The organism is Bacillus sp. R86525, from assembly GCF_042466195.1.
GTDB lineage: Bacteria > Bacillota > Bacilli > Bacillales > Bacillaceae_G > Bacillus_A > Bacillus_A nitratireducens.
On sequence record NZ_JAXHPX010000007.1, the window covers coordinates 1,469,141 to 1,490,014 of the forward strand.

A 20,874-nucleotide genomic window follows, 5' to 3' on the forward strand; every position below is an offset into this window, starting at 1 on the left:
ACATGAAGCAATTAAAAGGTATTATCATTTCAATTATTGCAATTCTTTCTCTTTTGGTAGCAGTATATGAAGTACTTGTGCCAGAAGAGACAAGTACTAAAAAAACAACTACGTATGATCAAATTTTAGAGTTCCCGAAAGAACGATATCCAGAGACCGGGAAACATATAGCGGATGCTATAAAAGAAGGGCATTCAGAAATGTGTACAATTGATCGTAATGGTGCAGCTGATAGAAGGAAATTATCGTTAGCGCCATATCCGACGAAAAAAGGTTATGATCGCGATGAATGGCCGATGGCGATGTGTAAGGAAGGCGGAAAGGGAGCTCATATTGAATATATAAGTCCAGCAGATAACCGCGGTGCAGGTTCTTGGGTAGGGAATAAGCTAGACAAATATCCAGATGGTAAGCGTGTGAAATTTGAAGTGAAGTAGTAGTTGCATATTTCATAATGAAGGAGAAGGGAACTATGGAGTTAACAATTTCTTATTCACAATTAATGTTGATGAACTATGACGGTGAGCAGCCTTACGTAGATTGGACAGATGAAGATTTTGAAAGAGGTTATGCTAAGGCGGATGGAACTGTTATTTTTGAAGCGCTCTCTGATTATACTTGTGAAGTAAAAGTGACTTGTGGAAAACATATTGAGAAAGAAGAAGTGATTAGAACGGTTGCGGTTCCTTTTACAGTTGAAAATGAATGTATCGTTGTAGCGAGTATTCTTTCAAATAAATTTCAGATCCCTATTCCAAATGGTGAGTATACCGTTGTATTACAGGCAATTCCTCTTGAAGAGCCAACGGATGATGAATTATATAAAATACAATATGAATTCTTTTTTGAAAGTAAAGAATAAAAAATAGGTTATCCTTTTGGAGGATAACCCATTTTTATTATGCGTTTGTTTTTAAAAGGGAACGAGCATCTTTTGCTGCTTGTACCATGTGTTCTAAAGCCGGAATAACTTCTTCCGTTCTTCTAGTTTTTAAACCACAGTCTGGATTAATCCAGAAATATTTAGGATCACATACTTGTAAAGATTGTTCTACGATTGCGAACATCTCATCTTTACTTGGGACACGTGGACTATGAATGTCATATACACCTAGACCAATTCCTTTTTCATATGTTGTATGTTTTAATGTATCAATAAATTCTCCATGACTTCTTGATGTTTCGATAGAAATAACATCTGCATCTAACGCACGAATGGCATCTACAATATCTTCGAAGTTACTGTAACACATATGGGTGTGAATTTGTGTTTCGTTTGCTACAGAAGATGTTGCTAAAAGGAATGATTGAACTGCCCATGTAATGTATGCATCCCAATCTTTCTCTTTTAACGGCATACCTTCACGAAGTGCGGGCTCATCGACTTGGATTACTCTTATTCCGGAAGATTCAAGTAATTCAATTTCATGACGAAGTGCTAGTGCAATTTGATATGAAACTTCTTTTCGTGAAATATCATTTCGAACGAATGACCAATTTAAAATAGTGACAGGTCCAGTGAGCATACCTTTTACTACTTTCTCTGTTAAGCTTTGTGCATATATAGTTTCTTTAATAGTCATTCCATTTATAAAGGCAACATCGCCATAAATAACAGGTGGTTTTACGCAACGAGAACCGTATGATTGTACCCATCCGTTTTTAGTAAAGGAGAAACCAGCAAGTCTTTCACCAAAATATTCCACCATATCAGTTCTTTCGAATTCACCATGAACTAGTACATCAAGACCAATATCTTCTTGGTAACGAATCCACTTCGCAGTTTCCTTTTCAATGAACTGATTATATTGTTCATTTGTAATATCACCGTTACGCCACTGTTTACGAGTTTGACGAACTTCAGATGTTTGCGGGAAGCTACCGATAGTTGTTGTTGGTAACAACGGTAATTGTAAAGCAACTTGCTGTAGTTCATATCGTTTTTCAAATGGAAGAGGACGTGAGAAATCATCTTCTTTAAGTGATGTACTTGCAAGTTTTACATCTTCACGATTACGTGCAGCTGATGAGCGGATGGCATTATGTGCATTACGATATGTTGTCAGCTCGCTACTGATGCTTTCTACACCTTTAGTAAGAGCAGAATGGATAAGAACTAGTTCTTCTAATTTTTGATTAGCAAATGCAAGTGCATCAAATAATTCAGTTGATAAGTGTGCTTCTTCTGTTTTATCAATTGGAGTATGCAATAAGCTACAAGAAGGCTGAACAATTAAACCTTTTGCTGCAATTTGATTTTGTAATGTTGTAAATAAAGAAAGTACATCATCAAGATCAGCTCTCCAAATGTTACGGCCATCTATACAGCCGATAGCTAAAATTTTATCAGCTGGGAATCCATATTTTGAAATAGCATTTATATTACCTTCTTTGCCATGAACAAAGTCTAATCCAATACCGGAAACAGGGAATGTAATAATTTCTTCATAGTTCTCTTCTACACTATCAAAATATGTTTGGAGAAGAAGATTAGCATTCGGAACTTCTTTATGAATAGCTTCGTAAAGTTCTTTCGCTTGATTAATTTCATCTTTTGTTAAAGATGCGAAGATTGGTTCGTCAACTTGAATAACTTGTGCTCCAGCTGCGTGTAATTCAGTGAATAATTGAACATAAGGTGCAACTAGCTCTTTTAAAATAGTGGCAAATTGATCTTCGTTATAACCTTTTGCTAGTTTTAGGAATGTATAAGGTCCTAAAATAACTGGTTTTCCATCAACGCCTAACTCTTTTTTCGCTTCTTCATATAAACGAAGAGGACGATTGTCTTTTAATGAGATTTGTAATCCTTCTTCATATTCAGGAACAATATAATGATAGTTTGTGTTAAACCATTTTGTCATTTCAGAAGCAACGTGATCTTTAGAACCACGTGCCATCGCAAAATATACATCAAGGTAAGATGTAAACTCTGAAAAACGTGACGGGATGAACCCTAACATGTAGGCTGTATCCAGAACGTGGTCATAATATGTAAAATCGCCAACTGGAATTAATTCAATTCCTTTTTCTTGCTGTACTTTGACGTGTTGAAGGCGAATTTCTTTCATTGTCGTTAAAAATTGTTCTTCATCAATTTTATTGGACCAAAAAGCTTCCAATGTTTTTTTCCACTCTCGTTGTAGTCCGATACGTGGATAACCTAAGTTACTTGTTTGAATTGCCATTTTAAATTCCTCCCTAATTGAAAGTAAGCATTTCCGTTTACTAGGAAATACCTGTAACAAAAAGCATAAAGGCATAGAAAAATAAGCCTTCCTTTTTGCACTTAACACCTCATCATCATCCGTGAGTCTATCAGTGTTGTTAAAATAGGCAGGTCTCCTGACTTATGCTTCATATAATTTCTTTCACCTTCCCGTTTTCACAGTGGCACAAAAAAGAAATCTTAGCATTTACAGTGGCGGGACCGTGTTGGAGTTTCACCAAACTTCCCTTTTAAACACGAAATGAAATGTTCGTGTACCTATTTTCCTTTTGAAAGGAATGTAACAAGCAATATGATATTGAAACAAATTCTAACACAATTTTCGGAATTTTGTCCACTGTTTTAAAATAAGAAAATTCTAAAGTTTTTTATTTCTTTTTATTCAGAAAATTAAGAGTTTTTAATGGGATTTATTATTAAAATGAGGGTATTTTGAGTTGTGGGGAATAATTATAGTATTAAGTTTTTCTAAAAGAGGGGGCACCTCTTTTAGAAAAACTTAATCATTATCTACACCTATTTCTGAAAGACGACCTACAGCAGCATCTTGTAAGAGTGTGTTTAGCCAACGTAACTCAACGTTAATATGCTCAATGACGCTTTGTAAAATATATAGTTGAGCACGAGGAACTAGTTGTTTGTTATGATCGTATATCGTTTGCATTGTATGTAAATATAGCGTTGTATCATCTCTCTTTTTTTCTAAAATAGGAACTAGTTCTTGTTCGTCGCTAAAGTGAGCGAAAGAGAGCGCAGAATAAATAGGTTTATATATTTGGTTTTTCGCTTCAAATTGTTTTAATAATAAAGTGTGGAAAAGTGCTTTTCCTTCTTCTGTTATATGGAAGATTGTTTTATCTGGTCTATTCGTATCTCGAACAATATGGGTAACGCTAATCGCACCTTGTTTTTCTAATTGCTCGAAGGCATAGTATAGCGATCCTTTTGCATATTTAATATAACAATCCATTTGTCGTTCTTTCATGATGTGTTGAACTTCATATGGATGTTTATCTCCTTCGAGTAACAAGCCGAGAATGACTAACTTCATGCTCATGCTGTCTCAACTCCTGTATATAGAAACTTTATATATATTATAAACGGTATATCCTCTTTCATAAAGGGATATACCGTTTCGTTTTTCTATATTAGCTTACTTGTTTTTGTTTTTGCTTCGTTTTCGGACCTGTTAAAAGACGTTCATTTCCCATAAGTAAAATACAAATTATACTTAGTACAGCTGGGATAAGTGCCCAGAAAAATGTATTGGCAATAGATGTTGCAAGAGCATCCTTAATACCACTCAGTACTTCAGGAGGTAGTTTGTCAGCGGCATTTGGTGATAATAAAAAGCTTGTGTCTCCACCTTTTGGAGCCATTTTTGCTAGTTCAGGTGGGAATACAGTGTTTAATTTATCAGTAAAAATATGATTTTGAATTGTACCGAAAATCGTTACACCAAGGGTCATTCCAAGTGAACGGAAGAATGAGTTCGTTGATGTAGCAGAACCGCGATCTCTCATTTCTAGTTTATGAATAGATGCCATACTTAAAACTGAGAAGGAGAATCCAACCCCAAGTCCAGCAAGCACCATAAACGTTGTTACAAGTGTACGAGGTGTTTCCATTGTTAAAGTACTTAGTAAATAAATACCAAGAACGAAGAACACTCCGGATGCTATCATGATGTTACGATAACTTGTTCGTGAAGCTAACTGTCCGCCAGCTTGACTTCCAATTACAGACCCTACCATCATGGGTGTCAAAATTAATCCAGCATTTGAGGCTGAACCACCGAGAACACCTTGAACGAAGATTGGAATATAAACTGTACAGATGATAAAAGCTGCGCCATAGAAAAAGGCAACACCTTGGCTAGCAGCAAATAAAGGTTTTTTAAATAAATGGAAAGAAATAATAGGCTCTGTTGCGTTTCTTTCTACGAAGAAGAAGATAATAAGCGTAATAACAACAGTTGAAAATAAACCAATAATCAAATTAGAGTCCCATGCATATTCTTTACCGCCAAGTTCCAGGGCAAACATTAAGCAAACGATACTAACGACAAGTGTAATAGCACCAGCCCAGTCGATTTTTTGTTTTCGATATTCTAGAGACTCGTTGTAGTATTTAGTAATGAAGAAGAAGGAAATAAGTCCTAATGGAATATTAATATAGAAGACCCAGTGCCAACTTATATAATCTGTAATGTAAGCACCTAATAAAGGCCCGAAAACACTGGATGTTCCGAAAACAGCACCAAATAGACCTGTCATTTTCCCTCGTTTTTCAGGTGGGAATATATCATACATAATTGTAAATGCGATAGGCATCAGAGCGCCACCGCCAATTCCTTGAATGGCTCTATAAATACTTAGTTGTTCAATACTTGTTGCTGTCCCGCAAAGTGCAGAACCGAATAAGAAAAGAATTAGTCCACCAATAAAAAAGCGTTTCCGTCCGTACATATCAGATAGCTTACCGAAAATAGGCATACCGGCCATTGTTGCTACCATATATGCAGATGTGACCCAAACGAATTTGTCGAACCCTCCTAAGTCTCCAACGATTGTTGCCATCGCAGTTGCGACTATTGTGTTATCCATTGCTGCCATTAGAATACCAAGTAGTAAACCAGCAACAACAAATTTTGTTTTACTTGCTTCGTTTTTTGATAGTTGTGCTTCCAAAAGTAGCCCTCCTTTAATAAAAATTACACTAGCTTAAGTTTTTAGATGCAGTGCATGAAAAATCTTTGTGTGTAGTTTGTTTCATTTCCTCTTTATTTATAAAAATTTGAGCCTACATGATATAAAGAATGGAAATCATAGATTATATTATAGTCAAATTTGACTAAAAGGCAAATGTTTTCTACCGCCAAATTATTTTATCCCGCTTTAACGGGCAGTAAGACTCCCACCCAAAAATTCGGCGAATGCGAGGAAGTTAGGTGGGAGATCAATTACCCGTAAAAGCCCGATTGGTGAGGGCTAATAATCAGTGGGGGATGGACAACCCCCACTGATTAAAGTTTCACTTTATTATATTGACAAAAAGAGAGAGTAAGAGTTGATTTTGTTATGTAGTCAAGGAAGGAAATTGTAAAAAAATATTTAATAAACAATAACCTGTGCCAACCTATTAAAAATGGTTTTTTCTTTATATTGTCGAATAGGATAAAAGGAAAAGAAAAATTAAAGGTGGTTTGTAACAAGCTCAATATTTTTTCCAAGTGTAGTTTATTGCGTCGGGAGGCAGAAGAAAGTTGTATAGATGATACATCTGGAATGAGGTGAATATATTATGAAAATATGGAAACGAATTACGGATCAAGGAAGGTATTCTATACCGTTACAGCCAGTTTTGTGGATTGATGGTTCTAAAAAGGACACGGAAGCACCAAATGTAGCAGTCACATTACAAATCCGTAGTATGTATAAAGAAAATTTTTCATATGAGATGATCTATGATGTTAATGACATACTAATTATTCGACTTGAAGTTGAAAATAAAGGCGTTGAAATGATTTCACGAGTAGTTGTAAGTCATATGATTCGAGATTATTTCGCGTATATTCCAAACTCTTTAAGAGCAGATAAGGGAATAAGTGAGTTTTTATTTCAGCTCGTAAGGTGGCGAATCGATAATTTATCGCCGGGTGAAAAGGTAGAATTAATTTGTCAAATAAAAGCAAATAAAGATAAAGCTCCTCCAAATGCATTATTTCAGGCTACATATACATTTCAATATAAAGGAGTATCATATGGACCGCTACAAACAAATGAAGTGGTTGTCAGAAAATGAGAAGAAGGAACCTACGCGAAAGGTTCCTTCTTTAATGAAGATTATGCTTCTTGAGTAATTTTTTTTGTTCCATTCCTTTTTTTCCAACATAGTTATTTTTGTATCCAAAATATAGAATGAATAGAAATGAAATAACATTTACTAGAGCGTCAATTTGATCGTTTGTAATGAAGTTTATTCCGAAAGAGTTAAATAGTAATTTTAATGATAATAAAAAGCCAGCTAGTAAGCGCATAATATCTGATAGATTTTCTTTTTGAAGCATATATATCACCCCTTTCTAAAAACGATATATATTATATATATGAAATGAATTAGAAAAGGTATACAAGCTTAAGTAGAAATGTACATTAAATATGTACATTTTTTATTTTGTAGAAAAACATTATTGTTATAGAAACGTATATTGTTATAGAAACATATATTGGTATAAAAAGGAGGGAGAGTATGAAATATAAAGGGAAAATTAGTGGGTTATTACTTGGGAACACAGTTGCGGTTACAGAATGGATCGCACTTCAGGATGTAATCGCTAAGCTGGATTCGCGATCATTTTTAACTGTCTTTATTATTTATATATTGCAAATGATACTAAGCTGTTATTTTGGACATTGGTACGATAAAAGAGCGAATACGCATGGAAATATTGAAGTAGGAGGAATGACGAACAACGATTTTGTCGTTGATTTTTTCGGGAAAGTAGCTGCTTTATCAGAAAGAGATTCTCGTAATATTACAGTGTATATCCTTTCTGTAAAAGAATGGGATGTATTAAAAGACACAGTGCAAGAAAAAAAATTAGATGAGTTAGTCCAAAGAGTAGAACGTACAATTGTAAAGACAGTTCGAAAGGGTGATGTAGTGACGAGGTGGGATGAAAATAAATATGTTATCGTAGCTGTTGATAATGGCTATGAAAAGTCAACAATAACAAATCGATTAATCAAAAATATTCAAAATGAAATAGCGAATGATTTATTAAATGTCACACTATTATTTGGGGCTGCAAGTTATCCAATAGAAGGGAAAACCTTTGAAGATTTGCTTAAAAAAGCACAAAATCAATTGTATAATTATAGAAACTTGCAAAGTCATGAATGAAATTTTGATTTGAGGAAGTATGATATAAAGCATTTTTTGTAACATTTTTTTGACTTTTGTTACAAGAAAAACTTTTTTTGTAACAAAAGTCTTTAAAAATATATGGAATCAGCATATAATTGTGTGTGGACGTATCAATGCATTTTGCACAATGTTTTCAGTTTAAAAGTGTAGAGGAAAACATGCTCTACACTTTTCCTTTTTAAGAAATTAGAAGAATCTTTGTAAGAGTTGCGAGGTCATCTTCGCACTATGTAAAATGGACAAAGAGGTTATTTGGTAGAAAGTGAGAAAGGGAATGATAGACGTGAGAGGTTATAGATTATCTTTTATCAGGTGAAACATTATAGTGTTTCTTGCAGTAGGTAAGATTAAAGTAAATACCTTTATGTTTTAAGATATTACATAATTTCAAGTGCTAAAATTGTACAAGCAGTATAAATAATTATTGATGATCTTCGTAAAAAAGATGCGAGCGTGAAATAGATAAAGAAGTTATATGTTTTCATGGGATTTTTGGCACGATGATCGTTTACTAATAGGAGGAAAAAGATGTTGAAATATAGTAAATTAGCAATTGTAACTGCATTATCACTGACTTTACTAGCCGGTTGTTTCGGACCGAAACCAGAAGAGGAATTATATGTTGCATTTGAAAATGCTGCAAAGCAAGAAAAAACAATGTTTGAAGATGCGAAGAAACTTGAAACTTTAGAGAAAGAGGGACAAGAATTATATAACCAGATTGTTCAAGAAGGAAAAGATAATAATCAAACTGTTAAGGAAAAACTGAATCAAGCAGCGAAAAATACAGATGAACGAGAAAAAGTGCTTACAAAAGAAAAAGAATCTTTAAATAAAGCACAAGAAGAAGTGAAATCAGCAGATAAATATGTGAATAAAATTGAAGATAAGAAATTGAAAGATCAAGCGGATAAAGTGAAAAGCACATATGAGAAACGACATGATTCATTTAACAAGATGTATGATAGCTATAATAAATCGTTAAAGCAAGAAAAAGAATTATATACAATGTTACAAGATAAAGGTACGAAATTAAAAGATATTAGTGAAAAAGTAAAAGTAGTAAATCAATCTTATAAGGATATTGAATCAGAAAAAGACAAGTTTAATGAATTTACGAAATCTTATAATACAGAAAAAATAGCTTTTTATAAACAAGCAAATATTAAAATTAAAGAAGAGAAAAAATAAAACAGTTTGGCCTATATTAGGCCAAACTGTTTTATTTTTTTGTATAGGTACGACTATACCATGGAACTGGTTCGCTTAATTTTTTTTCCTGTTTTAATGCTTCAGGACCAATATAATCTTGCAGTGTTTTTTTTGCTATTGTTAAAGATAAGGTTGTTTTCGGATTTCGGTAGGAGGATTCAAGGTGACCAAGATGCGGTAGGGTGCGAAAATCATCTTTCGTAGGAGGGATATGGAAAAAATAATCACCTAAACGTATAAGAACATCGGATTGTTGTTGACTAAAACGTGGATTTCTAGAAAAATGTAATCCTTCTTTGATAGCCTTCTTTTCAGTAATTAAGCGTTCTAAAGCAGTCTTTTTTAACCAGTATAAGTACTTAGGGTTAGTTGCAGCTTTAGCATGACGATTCACAACGAAAATAGATTGAGCTAGTCTATTAATAGAATGTGGGTTATGTAATTGAGATTGTGGTTGTGAAGGTTTCATATTGAATCTCCTTTCAAGTTTTCCTTATTATAGCATAAATAAAATGGGTTTTTATTATATGCAAAAAGTAATTGTATATATTTTCAATATTAAAGCAATATTGTTACAAAAAACAACTATTTTGTATAATAGTGATAGAATATGTTTCAGAAATTTGATAATGAAAGAGTGAGAAGGTTGAAAGAAATATTAAAACAACAATATGCCATTATAGACATTGGTTCTAATACAATGCGCTTAGTTATTTATGAAAAACAAAACGGAGGTTTTTATAAAGAGATTGAAAATACGAAAGTGGTCGCTAGGTTAAGAAATTACTTAGTAGATGGTGTATTAAGTGAAGAAGGAATAGAAGTATTGTTACAAACATTATTTCAATTTCAAGAAAGTACACGATTTCATAAGTTGCATCATGTGCTTTGTGTCGCAACGGCAACAATTAGACAGGCAGAGAATCAAGATGAAATTAAAAAACTTGTTGAAGGACAAACAGATTTTACTCTTAGAGTTTTATCAGAATATGAAGAAGCGCGTTACGGTTATTTAGCAGTTATGAATTCTACTTCATTTTCAGAAGGAGTTACAGTTGATATTGGTGGGGGAAGCACAGAAGTTACATACTTCCGAAATAGAGAAATTTTAGAATATCATAGCTTTCCTTTTGGAGCACTTTCTTTAAAGCAACAATTTATTCAAGGTGATATTCCTACTACAGAAGAGTTAGAGGAAATCAAAAACTATTTATGGAATCAATTTCGAACGTTACCATGGTTAATCGATAAAAAATTACCTCTTATCGCAATTGGTGGGAGTGCGAGGAACTTGGTGAAAATCCATCAAAATTTAATTTGTTATCCTATAGCTGGATTACATTTATACAAAATGAAAGAAGAAGATATTCAACATGTAAAAGAGGAATTAAAAGAATTATCGTTCATAGAGCTTCAAAAGTTAGAGGGGTTAGCAAAAGATCGAGCGGATACGATTATTCCAGCTATCGAAGTCTTTCATATGCTTGTTAACGTTATAGAGGCACCGGCATTTGTATTGAGTAAAAAAGGATTAAGAGAAGGTGTTTTCTATGAAGAATTAACGAAAGATTTGGGGATTTCATACTATCCAAACGTAGTAGAAGAAAGTTTACATCTATTATCATTTGAATACGAAATGGATATGGAATTTGTAATTCAACTTATTAAACAAGGAACATTGATTTGTAAACAACTAGAAGGAGCAGGACTTATTGCTATGTCGGAAAAAGACTGGGAAATATTCCATCAAGCGGCGAAAGTATTTAATATTGGGAAGTACATAGATGAAGAAGCGAGCCGCTTACATACGTTTTATTTACTAGCGAATAAAACAATTGATGGTATGATGCATAAAGACCGAGTTAGATTAGCGCTTATTGCCTCGTACAAATCAAAAATGTTATTTAAACAACATTTAGCTCCATTTGAAGGTTGGTTTGAGAAAAGTGAACAAAAAAAAATTCGGTTATTAGGAGCTGTTTTGCAATTTTCAGCTGCTTTAAATGTGAGACAAAGATCGCTTGTTGAGACGATATCTATAACAGAAGGTAAAGAAGGGTTAACATTTAGAATTGTATGTGAGCAATCGGCGTTATCAGAAAAAGTGCAAGCTGAAAAGCAAAAAAAGCAGCTGGAAAGAGTATTGAAAACGAATATTAATTTATCATTCGAATCCAAACGTTAAGTTGTACGGATGTCTTTACGAAAAATTAACACTTTGGAATATTGTAATTTGATAAAATAAAAGTAACTAAATTATAGTGAAAAAGTTTCAAAGGGAAGTGTGAAGAGAATGGAATTGCTAAAGGGGAATTTAGTAAATTTAAATGATACAGCGTATTATAATAACCGCGAGTTGAGCTGGCTAGCTTTTAATGAACGTGTACTACAAGAAGCGCAAGATGAAAATAATCCACTTTTAGAAAGGTTAAAGTTTATTAGTATTTTTAGTTCAAATTTAGATGAATTTTTTATGGTGCGCGTAGCAGGTTTGAAAGATCAAGTAAGTGCCGGATTTAATCAGCCAGAAAATAAAGCGGGTTTAACACCGAAGAAACAGTTAAATAAGATTGCGATAAAAGCTCATGAGTTAATGACTGTACAGTATGACACGTTTAAAGGTTATGTATTGCCAGCGCTTGAACTAGAGGGGATTGAGCGTCTAACATTCCATGATTTGACGAAAGAGCAGAGAGAATTTATAGAAGAATATTTTGATGAACAAATCTTTCCGGTATTAACTCCTGTAGCTATTGATGCGTATCGTCCATTTCCAATGTTATTAAATAAAAGCTTGAATTTAGCTACTATTTTATATGATGAGAAGCAAGCAGAGGAAGAAAATCGTACGAAGTTAGGAATTGTCCAAGTGCCTTCTTTACTGGAGCGTTTCATATTTTTACCAAGTGAAGGGCAAAAACATAAATTTATTTTATTAGAAGATGTAATTAGTGGTTTTACTCATAAATTATTCACAGGATATAACGTATCACCCGTTACTCGTTTCCGTATTACACGTAATGCGGATTTAACAATCCATGAAGAAGGTGCACGCGATTTATTAAAAGTAATTGAAAAAGAATTGAAAAAGCGTAAGTGGGGAGCTGCCGTTCGTTTAGAAGTTGGTAAAGAACACATTGATGAAAGAGTGTTAGCGTTATTGTATGAGGTGTTGGAAGTAAAAGATGAAGATGTGTACATGATGGATGGACCGTTAGATTTAACATGTTTATTCTCCTTATATAAAAAATTAGCGCCTTTATATGAACATCTAGTATATCCGGCTCTTATTCCTCAACCTCCTCAAGATTTAGGTGATGAGGAAGATGTATTTGAAAAAGCGATAGAACATGATATTTTATTACACCATCCCTTTGAGTCGTTTCAGCCAGTCGTTGATTTTGTCCGTGATGCGGCAGATGACTCGAATGTACTTGCAATCAAACAAACATTATATCGTGTAAGTGGAGATTCTCCAATAATTCAGGCGTTGAAGGTAGCAGCTGAAAAAGGAAAACAAGTGACGGTATTGGTTGAGTTAAAGGCAAGGTTTGATGAAGAGAATAATGTTCATTGGCCAAAGAATTGGAACAGGCCGGATGTCACGTTATTTACGGAGTAAGTCACTTGAAAACGCATAGTAAAATTACGTTAGTTGTAAGAAGAAGAAACGGAAAAATTGAAAGGTTTGTACATCTTGGAACCGGAAATTATAATGATGCAACAGCGAAGTTGTATACCGATTTTGGATATATTACATCGCGAAAAGACTTTGGTGTAGATGCAACAAATTTCTTTAATTATTTGAGTGGTTATACAAAAAAACCGCATTTTCATCATTTATCTGTTGCCCCGTTTGATATAAGAGAGCAGTTTATGGAGTTAATAGATGAGGAAATTCGTTACCATAGACAATATGGAAATGGATATATTATCGCTAAGATGAATTCGTTAACAGATAAACCGTTAATAAAAAAAATGTATGAAGCATCGCAAGCTGGGGTAAGGGTAGAGCTCATCGTTAGAGGGACATGTTGTTTAAGACCTGGGATTCCAAATGTAAGTGAAAATATTCGTGTAGTTAGTGTTGTGGGAAGATATTTAGAACATAGTCGTATTTATTATTTCCATCATAATGGAGATGAGAAAATATACTTATCTTCAGCTGATTTGATGACACGAAATATGGAAAAACGAGTAGAGATATCTTTCCCAATTTTAGATATTGAAATGAAAGCGAGAATAAAGGCAATTTTACAGCTTACTTTAGCTGATAATGTGAAAACACGTGAACAAAATAAAGATGGTGACTATTATTATATTATTAATAGTGGTGCAGAAGAAATTGATAGCCAAGTGAGTTTATTTAAGATGGCTTATCAAAATACAGATGCTGAATAATAGAGAAAAAGAAAAAACCTCTTAATTTCGATTAAGAGGTTTTTTCTTTTTCTCTATTCATGTGTTCCAAAAGTGGAAGAATGAGTAGGGAGAATAGTTTTTATTATATGCGTGTGATGGATCGCTTAGTTGAGAGAATAATAGTGGGAGAATCGTTGTTTTAAATTAGTAATAGTATGGTTGTTGACAAGGCCCTCCGTAACAAGGAAAAGGTGCTGGTGGTGGGAAAGGCGGTGGATAAGGCGGATAAAACGGTCTAGGGCCGAAAGCTAATGCTCCACCGAGTAATCCTCCAGCAATTCCGGCTAGAAATGGAACACCGAAAAATGGAAAGAAGCGTGAGTCGCCTGCTGGGCCAATAGGTGCTGAACGAACTGGGATTGGTTGATAATATGGATACATGAACAAACCTCCTTTATTGGACTCATTTTTATCATATGGTGGACCAAGCGTGGATGAGCGAGTACAAGAAAGGGTAAGTAAGAAAATAGGCGAATTGTTACGAATGTTGTAGGGTGAAGAGTGTAATTTCGGGTTTTGACATAAAGCGGAATGGGACACGTGTTCTTCCAATACCTCGATTGACATAGAGAGTCAAATCCTGAATGTTATAGAAACCTTCAATATATTGTTTCGCAAGTGACGGGGTAATAATAGCACCTAAAAAAGGAATTTGTACTTGTCCGCCATGGCTATGACCAGAAAGTTGAAGGTTGATTGGATATGTAGCGATTTGTGGCGCGATATCTGGTTCGTGAACGAGAACAATTGTATAAATATTTTGTTTTGCGTGCTGTAAAGTTTCCGCTATTTTTGGCTTACCTAGTAGTACATCATCGAGCCCGAAAATGGAAATTTCACTATTATCCAGTAAACGAATTCGCTTTTCACTATTTTGTAAAAGTTCAAATCCCGATTCACGCATGATGTGATCATAGTATTCAGTTCCATATCCACCATGGTCGTGGTTACCGTAAATGGAAAATTTACCAAAGGGTGCTTGTATATTCTTTAAAATGGATGCCACAAAAGGAGCCTCGGTATATGTTTGATAATCATCAATGAGGTCACCAGTAAAAAGGACAATATCTGGTTTTTCAGCATTAATCTTGGAAACGATTTGAGATAAATGTTGGAGAGAGAGATAGTATCCTAGATGTAAATCGCTAAATTGAAGAATCTTCATACCATGAAAACTTTTTGGTATGAGTTGTGATGTAAGTGTGTGTTGGGTAAAAGAAAGCAAATAGGGTTCTATATATTTAGCATAATAATAGCCGATGCTAGCGGTTATAAATGAATATAGACAAGTGCGTATTCCAGCTTTTAAAAAATTTCTTCTTGTAATTTTTTTCATATACAGGTTACTTGAATCTCCCTTCAGTTTTTTAAAAATATATTTTAAATATTAAAAAAGTAGTATTGATTACGAAAAAAATGAACGAAAAGAAACCTCTTTACGTTAAAATATCAGAAAATATTAAAAATATAAAGATTTCTGTTAAATAAAATGATAAAATGAATGTGTATTCATTTTTTGGAGGGGATGTATGTGAAAGAGAAGGTAGTTATTATAACAGGTGGATCAAGTGGAATGGGAAAAGGAATGGCGATTCGTTTTGCAAAAGAAGGGGCACGAGTTGTTATTACAGGACGTACAAAAGAAAAACTAGAAGAAACAAAGCTAGAAATTGAACAGTTTCCGGGGCAAGTATTACCTGTACAAATGGATGTACGAAATACGGATGATATTCAAAAGATGATTGAGCATATTGATGAGAAGTTTGGACGAATTGATATTTTAATAAATAATGCAGCTGGAAACTTTATTTGTCCAGCAGAGGACCTATCTGTGAATGGTTGGAATTCGGTCATTAATATTGTATTAAATGGTACATTTTATTGTAGCCAGGCTGTCGGAAAATATTGGATTGAAAAAGGTATAAAAGGAAATATCATTAACATGGTGGCAACATATGCATGGGATGCAGGGCCAGGGGTTATTCATTCAGCTGCAGCTAAAGCTGGTGTATTAGCGATGACTAAAACGCTTGCTGTTGAGTGGGGACGTAAATATGGGATACGAGTTAATGCTATCGCACCAGGGCCGATTGAACGTACGGGTGGTGCTGATAAATTATGGATTTCAGAAGAAATGGCTAAGCGTACAATACAGAGTGTCCCACTTGGTAGGTTGGGGACACCAGAAGAAATCGCGGGTCTAGCTTATTATTTATGTTCAGATGAAGCTGCATACATAAATGGAACTTGTATGACAATGGATGGTGGCCAACATTTGCACCAATATCCATTTTAAAAGGGATGAAGAATGAATGATTTATTCATTTTTCTCCGGTAAAATGTGACAGAATTGTGACGAGTGAGAGAAAGGTGTTTACAAAGGGGAATATATACGGTATATTTAAGACCTCTTTTTTCTTCATAGTAGAATTGCTAATTCCCCTTAGCATTTTACCCCTCTAATCCCTTCAGGAAAACTGAAGGGATTTTTTATTATTTTTCCGTAAATATCGTGTTATAATTTTTGAAAAGTAAAGGGAGGGAAGCACGTTGATAGATGCATTAGATGTAATGAGTAACTTAGATAAAGTCCTTCCTTATTATCAAGCTATTTTTAGTGCTGATGAGCATACAGTAATTGGATATGAAGTTGTAGGACGTATTCAAACAGAAGAGGGCATACAAAGTTTAGCATCTTTCTTCCATGATGATTCTATTCCGAGCGAGTTCCAACTGGAAGCGGATAATATCATAGTAAAAAAAGCGTTAGATAGGTATTTAGAAACAGATCAAAAATTATTATTATTTATACATCGGAATGCCAATGTATTAATGAATGATGAAGATGAAAGTTTACTTCAACTTTTATTGATGTATGAAAAACAAGGTTTAAATTTGAACCACATTGTTTTAGAGATTACAGAACATGAATGTAAAGAAGATATCGAGCAATTTAATCATTTGCTAATGTATTATCGTACATATGGTATTCAAATTTCGATTAATAAAGTTGGAACGGGTACAAGTAATTTAGAACGTATTAGCGTGTTAGCACCGGATATTTTAAAAGTAGATTTAACAAACCTAAGGCAAACTGCACTTTTACAATCTTATCAAGATATTTTATATTCCTTATCTTTACTTGCTAGAAGAATTGGTGCGACATTGTTATATGAAGAGATTGATGCTTTTTATCAACTACAATATGCTTGGAAAAACGGTGGTAGATATTATCAAGGTAATTATTTGAAAGAATGTTTACCTGATTTTATTGAAACGAATGTTTTAAAAGAGCGACTTGGTAATGAATGTCATCAATTTATTCTGCATGAGAAGAAAAAGTTGCAAAAAATTTATAATTTAACAGAGATGTTACGTGATCGAATTGGTGATGTTCTGTCAAAACAAAAAAAGAATGAAGATATAAATGACTGGTTATTACAATTTAGCCAAAGTGTATCACAATGTAGTTTTCGGATATTTATTTGTAATGAAGATGGTTTCCAGCAATCAGGTAATGTTATGAAAAAAGATGGGGAATGGATTGTGATGCCAGAGTATTATATGAAAAACTGGAGTTGGCGTCCGTATTTTCTCGAGAATATCATGAAAATGCGTTTTGAAAATAAGGCGCGACTTTCAGATTTATATGCCGATATTGAAACTGGTGAAATGGTACGAACATTTTCTTTCCCGATTGATGATGAGAACTTTTTATTTATAGATTTATCATATGAATATTTATATGAAGAAGACGTTTTATTTTAATGCACGAAGAGATTCGTGCATTTTTTTTGTTTGTTTTTATCATAAATTGGTAATAGTGAAAATAATAATGAAAATGCTGTCTATCGTTGTAAAGATTTTACGAACGAAATCATCCCTGTCTTTGCATAATCATTGTTACAATGAATACTACAAAGACAAGCTCTTTTAAAAGGAAGGTGAAAAAATGAGGAAATATGGAATATGGTTTGTTCTATTTATATGTGTTGCCTTTCTAGTTGGCTATAGTGTCACAACTGTTTTAGGGAAAGAAGAAGTGAAAGTGGATCGGAAAGAAGTGTTTACAACGATACAAAAAGGTTATGAGACGCAATTTTCAATTCGAGGGAAGCAAATACCAATGAATAAGATGATAGAGACGTTATCACCATATTTTACAAATAATTTCCTTCAAGTTTTTACAGATGAAAACAGTAGAAATGAAAAACAAAGTGGTGAGTATTTACTTCCAGCAAAAGAAGCTCCGTTTTCCTTTAATTCAGAAACAAAAATGTCATATGATGAGGAACATAAAAATTTATACGTCTATGAACGGGCGAAAAGTGGACAATATCAAATTGTGACATTACAAAAGGATAATGGGAAATGGAAATTAGCAGGGTATCATGAAAGTCAGGAACTTTTGACTGAAATAAAAAGGTTACAACAATTATGAGAATAGGAATAGGTTTCTCCCTATTCCTATTCTATACCAAGTAGCTGTTGTAATTTTTCAATTTGAAAACCTGCGACAACTTCTCCGTCAATTACAACTGTTGGAGTTGAATAGGAGTCATAGTCATATAAAAGACGATTGCGTGCAGCGGCGTCTTTTTTTACGTCAAATTCTTCATACACAACGTCATTATGTTTTAAAAATTCTTTCACAATGGTACAAGGCGGGCAATCAGGCTGTGTATAAACCTCAATTTTTTTCATTGTAATTCCTCCCTTTTTCTGTGTTTTATTATATTCTGTCAGTATAAAAAGAGCAATAAAGAAGGAAAAAGATATTCTTTCTTCTTTTTCCTTCGTATTTCGACAAATTTTAGTTGAGTTTCTGGCCAAGAACCTTTATCCTAGACTGTGGAACATTTTTTCTGTTATGACGGATAGAATGAGTATAGCTGTAAAACCTATTGGTAGGAAGATCAGAGAAAGGAGAGATTTCATGTCTCTACTCCAAGGAATTTTAACTCGACTTGTTAGTCTACAAGAACAAGCTGAAAGCGGTGAAGTAGCACAACGCTATTTTGAAGTGAACGGTGAGCGCAAATGTAGCGTGAAATTTTTCGATAAAAGTGAAATGTATGAGTTAGAAGTGTATCAACAAGGTGAAAAACCTCAAGTGTATCAATTCGACAACATCGACATGGTTGCAATTGAGATTTACGACATCATTTCTTGATACATATAAAAAAGGTACTGCCATTTGGCAGTACCTTTTTTAGTTATATTAATTAATAGGCTATACAGGTAGTGGAAGTCGCAATCAAATAAAAGAATTTCCACAAATGTATATGTATAGGAATTTTTTATTTTTCCTACAATGGTAGTAAATAGTAATAGGAGGTGAAAAGGATGGAACGCTTACCGATTGTTATTTGCCCTAATTGTCATAGTCATGCTGAAATTAATCATGTATTAACTGCTCAGTCTAATCAAAATGTAATTTATACGTGTAGGTTTTGTCAGTATGTAATCCGAAATATTGAAACGAATAAAGGGTAGTGAGTTATAATTTTTGTTTTTGTCCCATACAATGAGAATACGAAAAGTCTGTCTAATTGAAAGGACGTGACTATGTGGACGGTGAACATACATTTTATAATGTTTCTGAGAGACATTTGAATTTTGATATGGTATTTAACCGCATTTGTAGTTTCATTGAAAAGGATCCGCGAAATTTATATCGCTTATCTATTGGGACAGACTCACAAGCGCATCAAAAGGATACGAGGTTTATTACAGCGATACATATTCATCGGGTTGGAAAAGGAGCATGGGGATGTTTGCATCACAAATCAGTAAAAAATAAGCCAGCAACTTTGCGAGAGAAAATATATTTAGAAACGCAGTTTAGTCAAGAAATTGCCTGTCTATTTACTCCAAATCATATACAAACAATCTGGGATTTATTGCACCCATACGCTCAGGATGGAGCGGGATTCATAATGGAAATTCATTTAGATATTGGGAATGATGGTTTAACAAAAGAATTTATTTTAGATATGACGAAGAAAATTCAAGCGATGGGATTAACAGCAAAAATTAAACCGGATGCTTATGCGGCGTTTAGTTATGCGAACAGGTATACGAAATAATGTAAAGTGGTTTCTATATATTCGCAGTTATTAAATACCTTTATTAAAAACTGAATATTACATCTATTAAATAAGTTGAAAATTTTATATAATAAGAGTGATGATGTGAGGGCAAGGAGAGGGACATATGGAAAAGGAATTTGTTTTAACGAGAGAAGAAGAAGATTTATTGTTGGATATTCTGTTTCAGCAAAATTATGCGAGCGAAATTTTAGCGGTGGAGCTTACAGACATTGAGAATGGTTTGAAACAGACAAATGTGACGCAATATAAAAAAATCACAAGATTGTTTTACCGATTAAAAAATAAAGGGTATTAAGCGCTACCGGAATGGTAGTCTTTTTTTTATGTTGTATGCTAAAATAGCTGTGTATCTTTTTATTAGAAGAATGTCAGGACAAAATAATAATATGAAAACGCTATCATAAAATGTGAATAGGATCAGAGAATATAAGCAGGAAAAAGGGAAAATGGGGGATGTAACATGATTAGTATTCCAAAAGACGAGTTTCAACAAATTTTTGTGAAAGATTTAATGATTTCATCAGAAAAAGTAGCACATGTCCAAATGGGGAATGGTTTAGAGCATGCTTTACTCGTTCTTGTGAAATCTGGATATTCGGCGATACCTGTTTTGGACCCGATGTATAAATTGCATGGGTTAATTAGTACTGCTATGATTTTAGACGGTATGTTAGGACTAGAACGCATTGAGTTTGAAAGACTTGACGAAATGAAAGTAGAACAGGTGATGAAGGAAGACATTCCGGTTCTTAAGTTAGAAGATTCGTTTGCAAAAGCTTTAGAAATGACAATTGATCATCCTTTTATTTGCGCTGTCAATGAAGAGGGATATTTTGAGGGGATTTTAACACGTCGAGCTATTTTAAAATTGTTGAATAAAAAAGTGAGACAGCATAATCGATAACATAGGAAAAGTGACTTCATAGAAAAGGAGAAGTCACTTTTTTTCGTGCATATCAGTTGTGTATG

The 20,874-nt window shown here is 33.8% G+C and carries 22 protein-coding genes, 1 pseudogene and 1 riboswitch; of the genes and pseudogenes, 15 read left to right on the forward strand and 8 right to left on the reverse strand.

Translation table 11 applies throughout. From position 1 onward, the window contains the following. The first annotated feature begins 2 nt into the window (after positions 1-2). Together nucA and comJ are read left to right on the forward strand one after the other, a co-directional pair. Positions 3-437 carry a DNA-entry nuclease gene (nucA, locus tag SJY24_RS10255; RefSeq protein WP_377864573.1) on the forward strand — a complete coding sequence of 145 codons (435 nt, stop codon included), beginning with the start codon at positions 3-5 and terminating at the stop codon, positions 435-437. Between the two features lie 35 nt (positions 438-472). Further along, entirely contained in the window at positions 473-862 is a 390-nt protein-coding gene (gene comJ, locus SJY24_RS10260; protein ID WP_377864574.1) for a competence protein ComJ, read from the forward strand. 37 nt (positions 863-899) lie between these two features. On the opposite strand, the gene metE is transcribed toward comJ, so the two are convergent. The 3 genes from metE to SJY24_RS10275 form a co-directional block, all read right to left on the reverse strand. Further along, positions 900-3,188 (reverse strand): 5-methyltetrahydropteroyltriglutamate--homocysteine S-methyltransferase, encoded by a 2,289-nt coding sequence (gene metE / locus SJY24_RS10265; RefSeq protein WP_377864575.1) that lies wholly within the window; start codon positions 3,186-3,188, stop codon positions 900-902. 130 nt (positions 3,189-3,318) lie between these two features. Next, positions 3,319-3,506: riboswitch (cobalamin riboswitch) on the reverse strand. A gap of 222 nt (positions 3,507-3,728) precedes the next feature. After that, entirely contained in the window at positions 3,729-4,286 is a 558-nt protein-coding gene (locus tag SJY24_RS10270; RefSeq protein ID WP_377864576.1) for a PadR family transcriptional regulator, read from the reverse strand. A gap of 91 nt (positions 4,287-4,377) precedes the next feature. Beyond that, entirely contained in the window at positions 4,378-5,919 is a 1,542-nt protein-coding gene (locus SJY24_RS10275) for an MDR family MFS transporter (RefSeq protein WP_377864577.1), read from the reverse strand. A gap of 613 nt (positions 5,920-6,532) precedes the next feature. Between SJY24_RS10275 and SJY24_RS10280 the strand changes: the two genes are divergently transcribed. Continuing rightward, a complete protein-coding gene (locus SJY24_RS10280) occupies positions 6,533-7,033 on the forward strand; it encodes a hypothetical protein (protein WP_377864578.1) in 501 nt (166 codons plus the stop codon). 31 nt (positions 7,034-7,064) lie between these two features. Here SJY24_RS10280 and SJY24_RS10285 read toward each other — a convergent pair whose 3' ends face one another. Next, positions 7,065-7,298, reverse strand: coding sequence for an SPP1 phage holin family protein (locus tag SJY24_RS10285; protein WP_377864579.1), 234 nt, complete (start codon positions 7,296-7,298; stop codon positions 7,065-7,067). A gap of 182 nt (positions 7,299-7,480) precedes the next feature. On the opposite strand from SJY24_RS10285, the gene SJY24_RS10290 reads away from it, so the two are divergent. After that, positions 7,481-8,134, forward strand: a complete 654-nt coding sequence (locus tag SJY24_RS10290; protein WP_377864580.1) for a diguanylate cyclase domain-containing protein — start codon at positions 7,481-7,483, stop codon at positions 8,132-8,134. Between the two features lie 552 nt (positions 8,135-8,686). Then, on the forward strand, positions 8,687-9,349 hold the full coding sequence (locus tag SJY24_RS10295; protein WP_377864581.1) for a YkyA family protein: 663 nt from the start codon (positions 8,687-8,689) through the stop codon (positions 9,347-9,349). Between the two features lie 31 nt (positions 9,350-9,380). Here the strand turns inward: SJY24_RS10295 and SJY24_RS10300 are convergent, their stop codons facing one another. Continuing rightward, positions 9,381-9,839: a YkyB family protein gene (locus SJY24_RS10300; RefSeq protein ID WP_377864582.1), complete on the reverse strand. Its 459-nt coding sequence runs from the start codon at positions 9,837-9,839 to the stop codon at positions 9,381-9,383. A gap of 141 nt (positions 9,840-9,980) precedes the next feature. Between SJY24_RS10300 and ppx the strand changes: the two genes are divergently transcribed. Next, on the forward strand, positions 9,981-11,555 hold the full coding sequence (gene ppx, locus SJY24_RS10305) for an exopolyphosphatase (RefSeq protein ID WP_377864584.1): 1,575 nt from the start codon (positions 9,981-9,983) through the stop codon (positions 11,553-11,555). 108 nt (positions 11,556-11,663) lie between these two features. Continuing rightward, a pseudogene (locus SJY24_RS10310) lies at positions 11,664-13,771 on the forward strand (polyphosphate kinase). A gap of 165 nt (positions 13,772-13,936) precedes the next feature. On the opposite strand, the gene SJY24_RS10315 reads toward SJY24_RS10310, so the two are convergent. Both SJY24_RS10315 and SJY24_RS10320 read right to left on the reverse strand, forming a co-directional pair. Then, positions 13,937-14,173: a hypothetical protein gene (locus SJY24_RS10315; protein WP_000283735.1), complete on the reverse strand. Its 237-nt coding sequence runs from the start codon at positions 14,171-14,173 to the stop codon at positions 13,937-13,939. A 97-nt stretch (positions 14,174-14,270) separates the two neighbouring features. Continuing rightward, entirely contained in the window at positions 14,271-15,128 is an 858-nt protein-coding gene (locus SJY24_RS10320) for a metallophosphoesterase (protein WP_377864585.1), read from the reverse strand. A gap of 195 nt (positions 15,129-15,323) precedes the next feature. Between SJY24_RS10320 and fadH the strand changes: the two genes are divergently transcribed. From fadH to SJY24_RS10335, 3 genes are all read left to right on the forward strand, one after another. Next, positions 15,324-16,088 carry a 2,4-dienoyl-CoA reductase gene (gene fadH / locus SJY24_RS10325; protein ID WP_097830865.1) on the forward strand — a complete coding sequence of 255 codons (765 nt, stop codon included), beginning with the start codon at positions 15,324-15,326 and terminating at the stop codon, positions 16,086-16,088. Between the two features lie 254 nt (positions 16,089-16,342). Next, a complete protein-coding gene (locus tag SJY24_RS10330) occupies positions 16,343-17,560 on the forward strand; it encodes an EAL domain-containing protein (protein WP_377864586.1) in 1,218 nt (405 codons plus the stop codon). A gap of 184 nt (positions 17,561-17,744) precedes the next feature. After that, on the forward strand, positions 17,745-18,233 hold the full coding sequence (locus SJY24_RS10335; protein ID WP_097830866.1) for a DUF3993 domain-containing protein: 489 nt from the start codon (positions 17,745-17,747) through the stop codon (positions 18,231-18,233). 26 nt (positions 18,234-18,259) lie between these two features. On the opposite strand, the gene SJY24_RS10340 is transcribed toward SJY24_RS10335, so the two are convergent. Further along, positions 18,260-18,496, reverse strand: coding sequence for a glutaredoxin domain-containing protein (locus tag SJY24_RS10340; RefSeq protein ID WP_000717868.1), 237 nt, complete (start codon positions 18,494-18,496; stop codon positions 18,260-18,262). A gap of 232 nt (positions 18,497-18,728) precedes the next feature. On the opposite strand from SJY24_RS10340, the gene SJY24_RS10345 reads away from it, so the two are divergent. The 5 genes from SJY24_RS10345 (at position 18,729) to cbpB (ending at position 20,809) form a co-directional block, all read left to right on the forward strand. After that, complete coding sequence (locus SJY24_RS10345) at positions 18,729-18,965, forward strand: YkuJ family protein (RefSeq protein WP_000055151.1); 237 nt, start codon at positions 18,729-18,731, stop codon at positions 18,963-18,965. A 173-nt stretch (positions 18,966-19,138) separates the two neighbouring features. Then, positions 19,139-19,288, forward strand: a complete 150-nt coding sequence (locus SJY24_RS10350; RefSeq protein ID WP_000440500.1) for a hypothetical protein — start codon at positions 19,139-19,141, stop codon at positions 19,286-19,288. A gap of 74 nt (positions 19,289-19,362) precedes the next feature. Beyond that, the gene (locus tag SJY24_RS10355; RefSeq protein ID WP_071771534.1) at positions 19,363-19,881 is read left to right on the forward strand and encodes a ribonuclease H-like YkuK family protein; all 519 of its coding nucleotides are present in this window, start codon (positions 19,363-19,365) and stop codon (positions 19,879-19,881) included. Between the two features lie 127 nt (positions 19,882-20,008). After that, complete coding sequence (gene abbA / locus SJY24_RS10360) at positions 20,009-20,200, forward strand: antirepressor AbbA (RefSeq protein ID WP_377864587.1); 192 nt, start codon at positions 20,009-20,011, stop codon at positions 20,198-20,200. Between the two features lie 165 nt (positions 20,201-20,365). After that, positions 20,366-20,809: a cyclic-di-AMP-binding protein CbpB gene (gene cbpB, locus SJY24_RS10365; protein WP_016086509.1), complete on the forward strand. Its 444-nt coding sequence runs from the start codon at positions 20,366-20,368 to the stop codon at positions 20,807-20,809. The last annotated feature ends 65 nt before the right edge of the window (positions 20,810-20,874 follow it).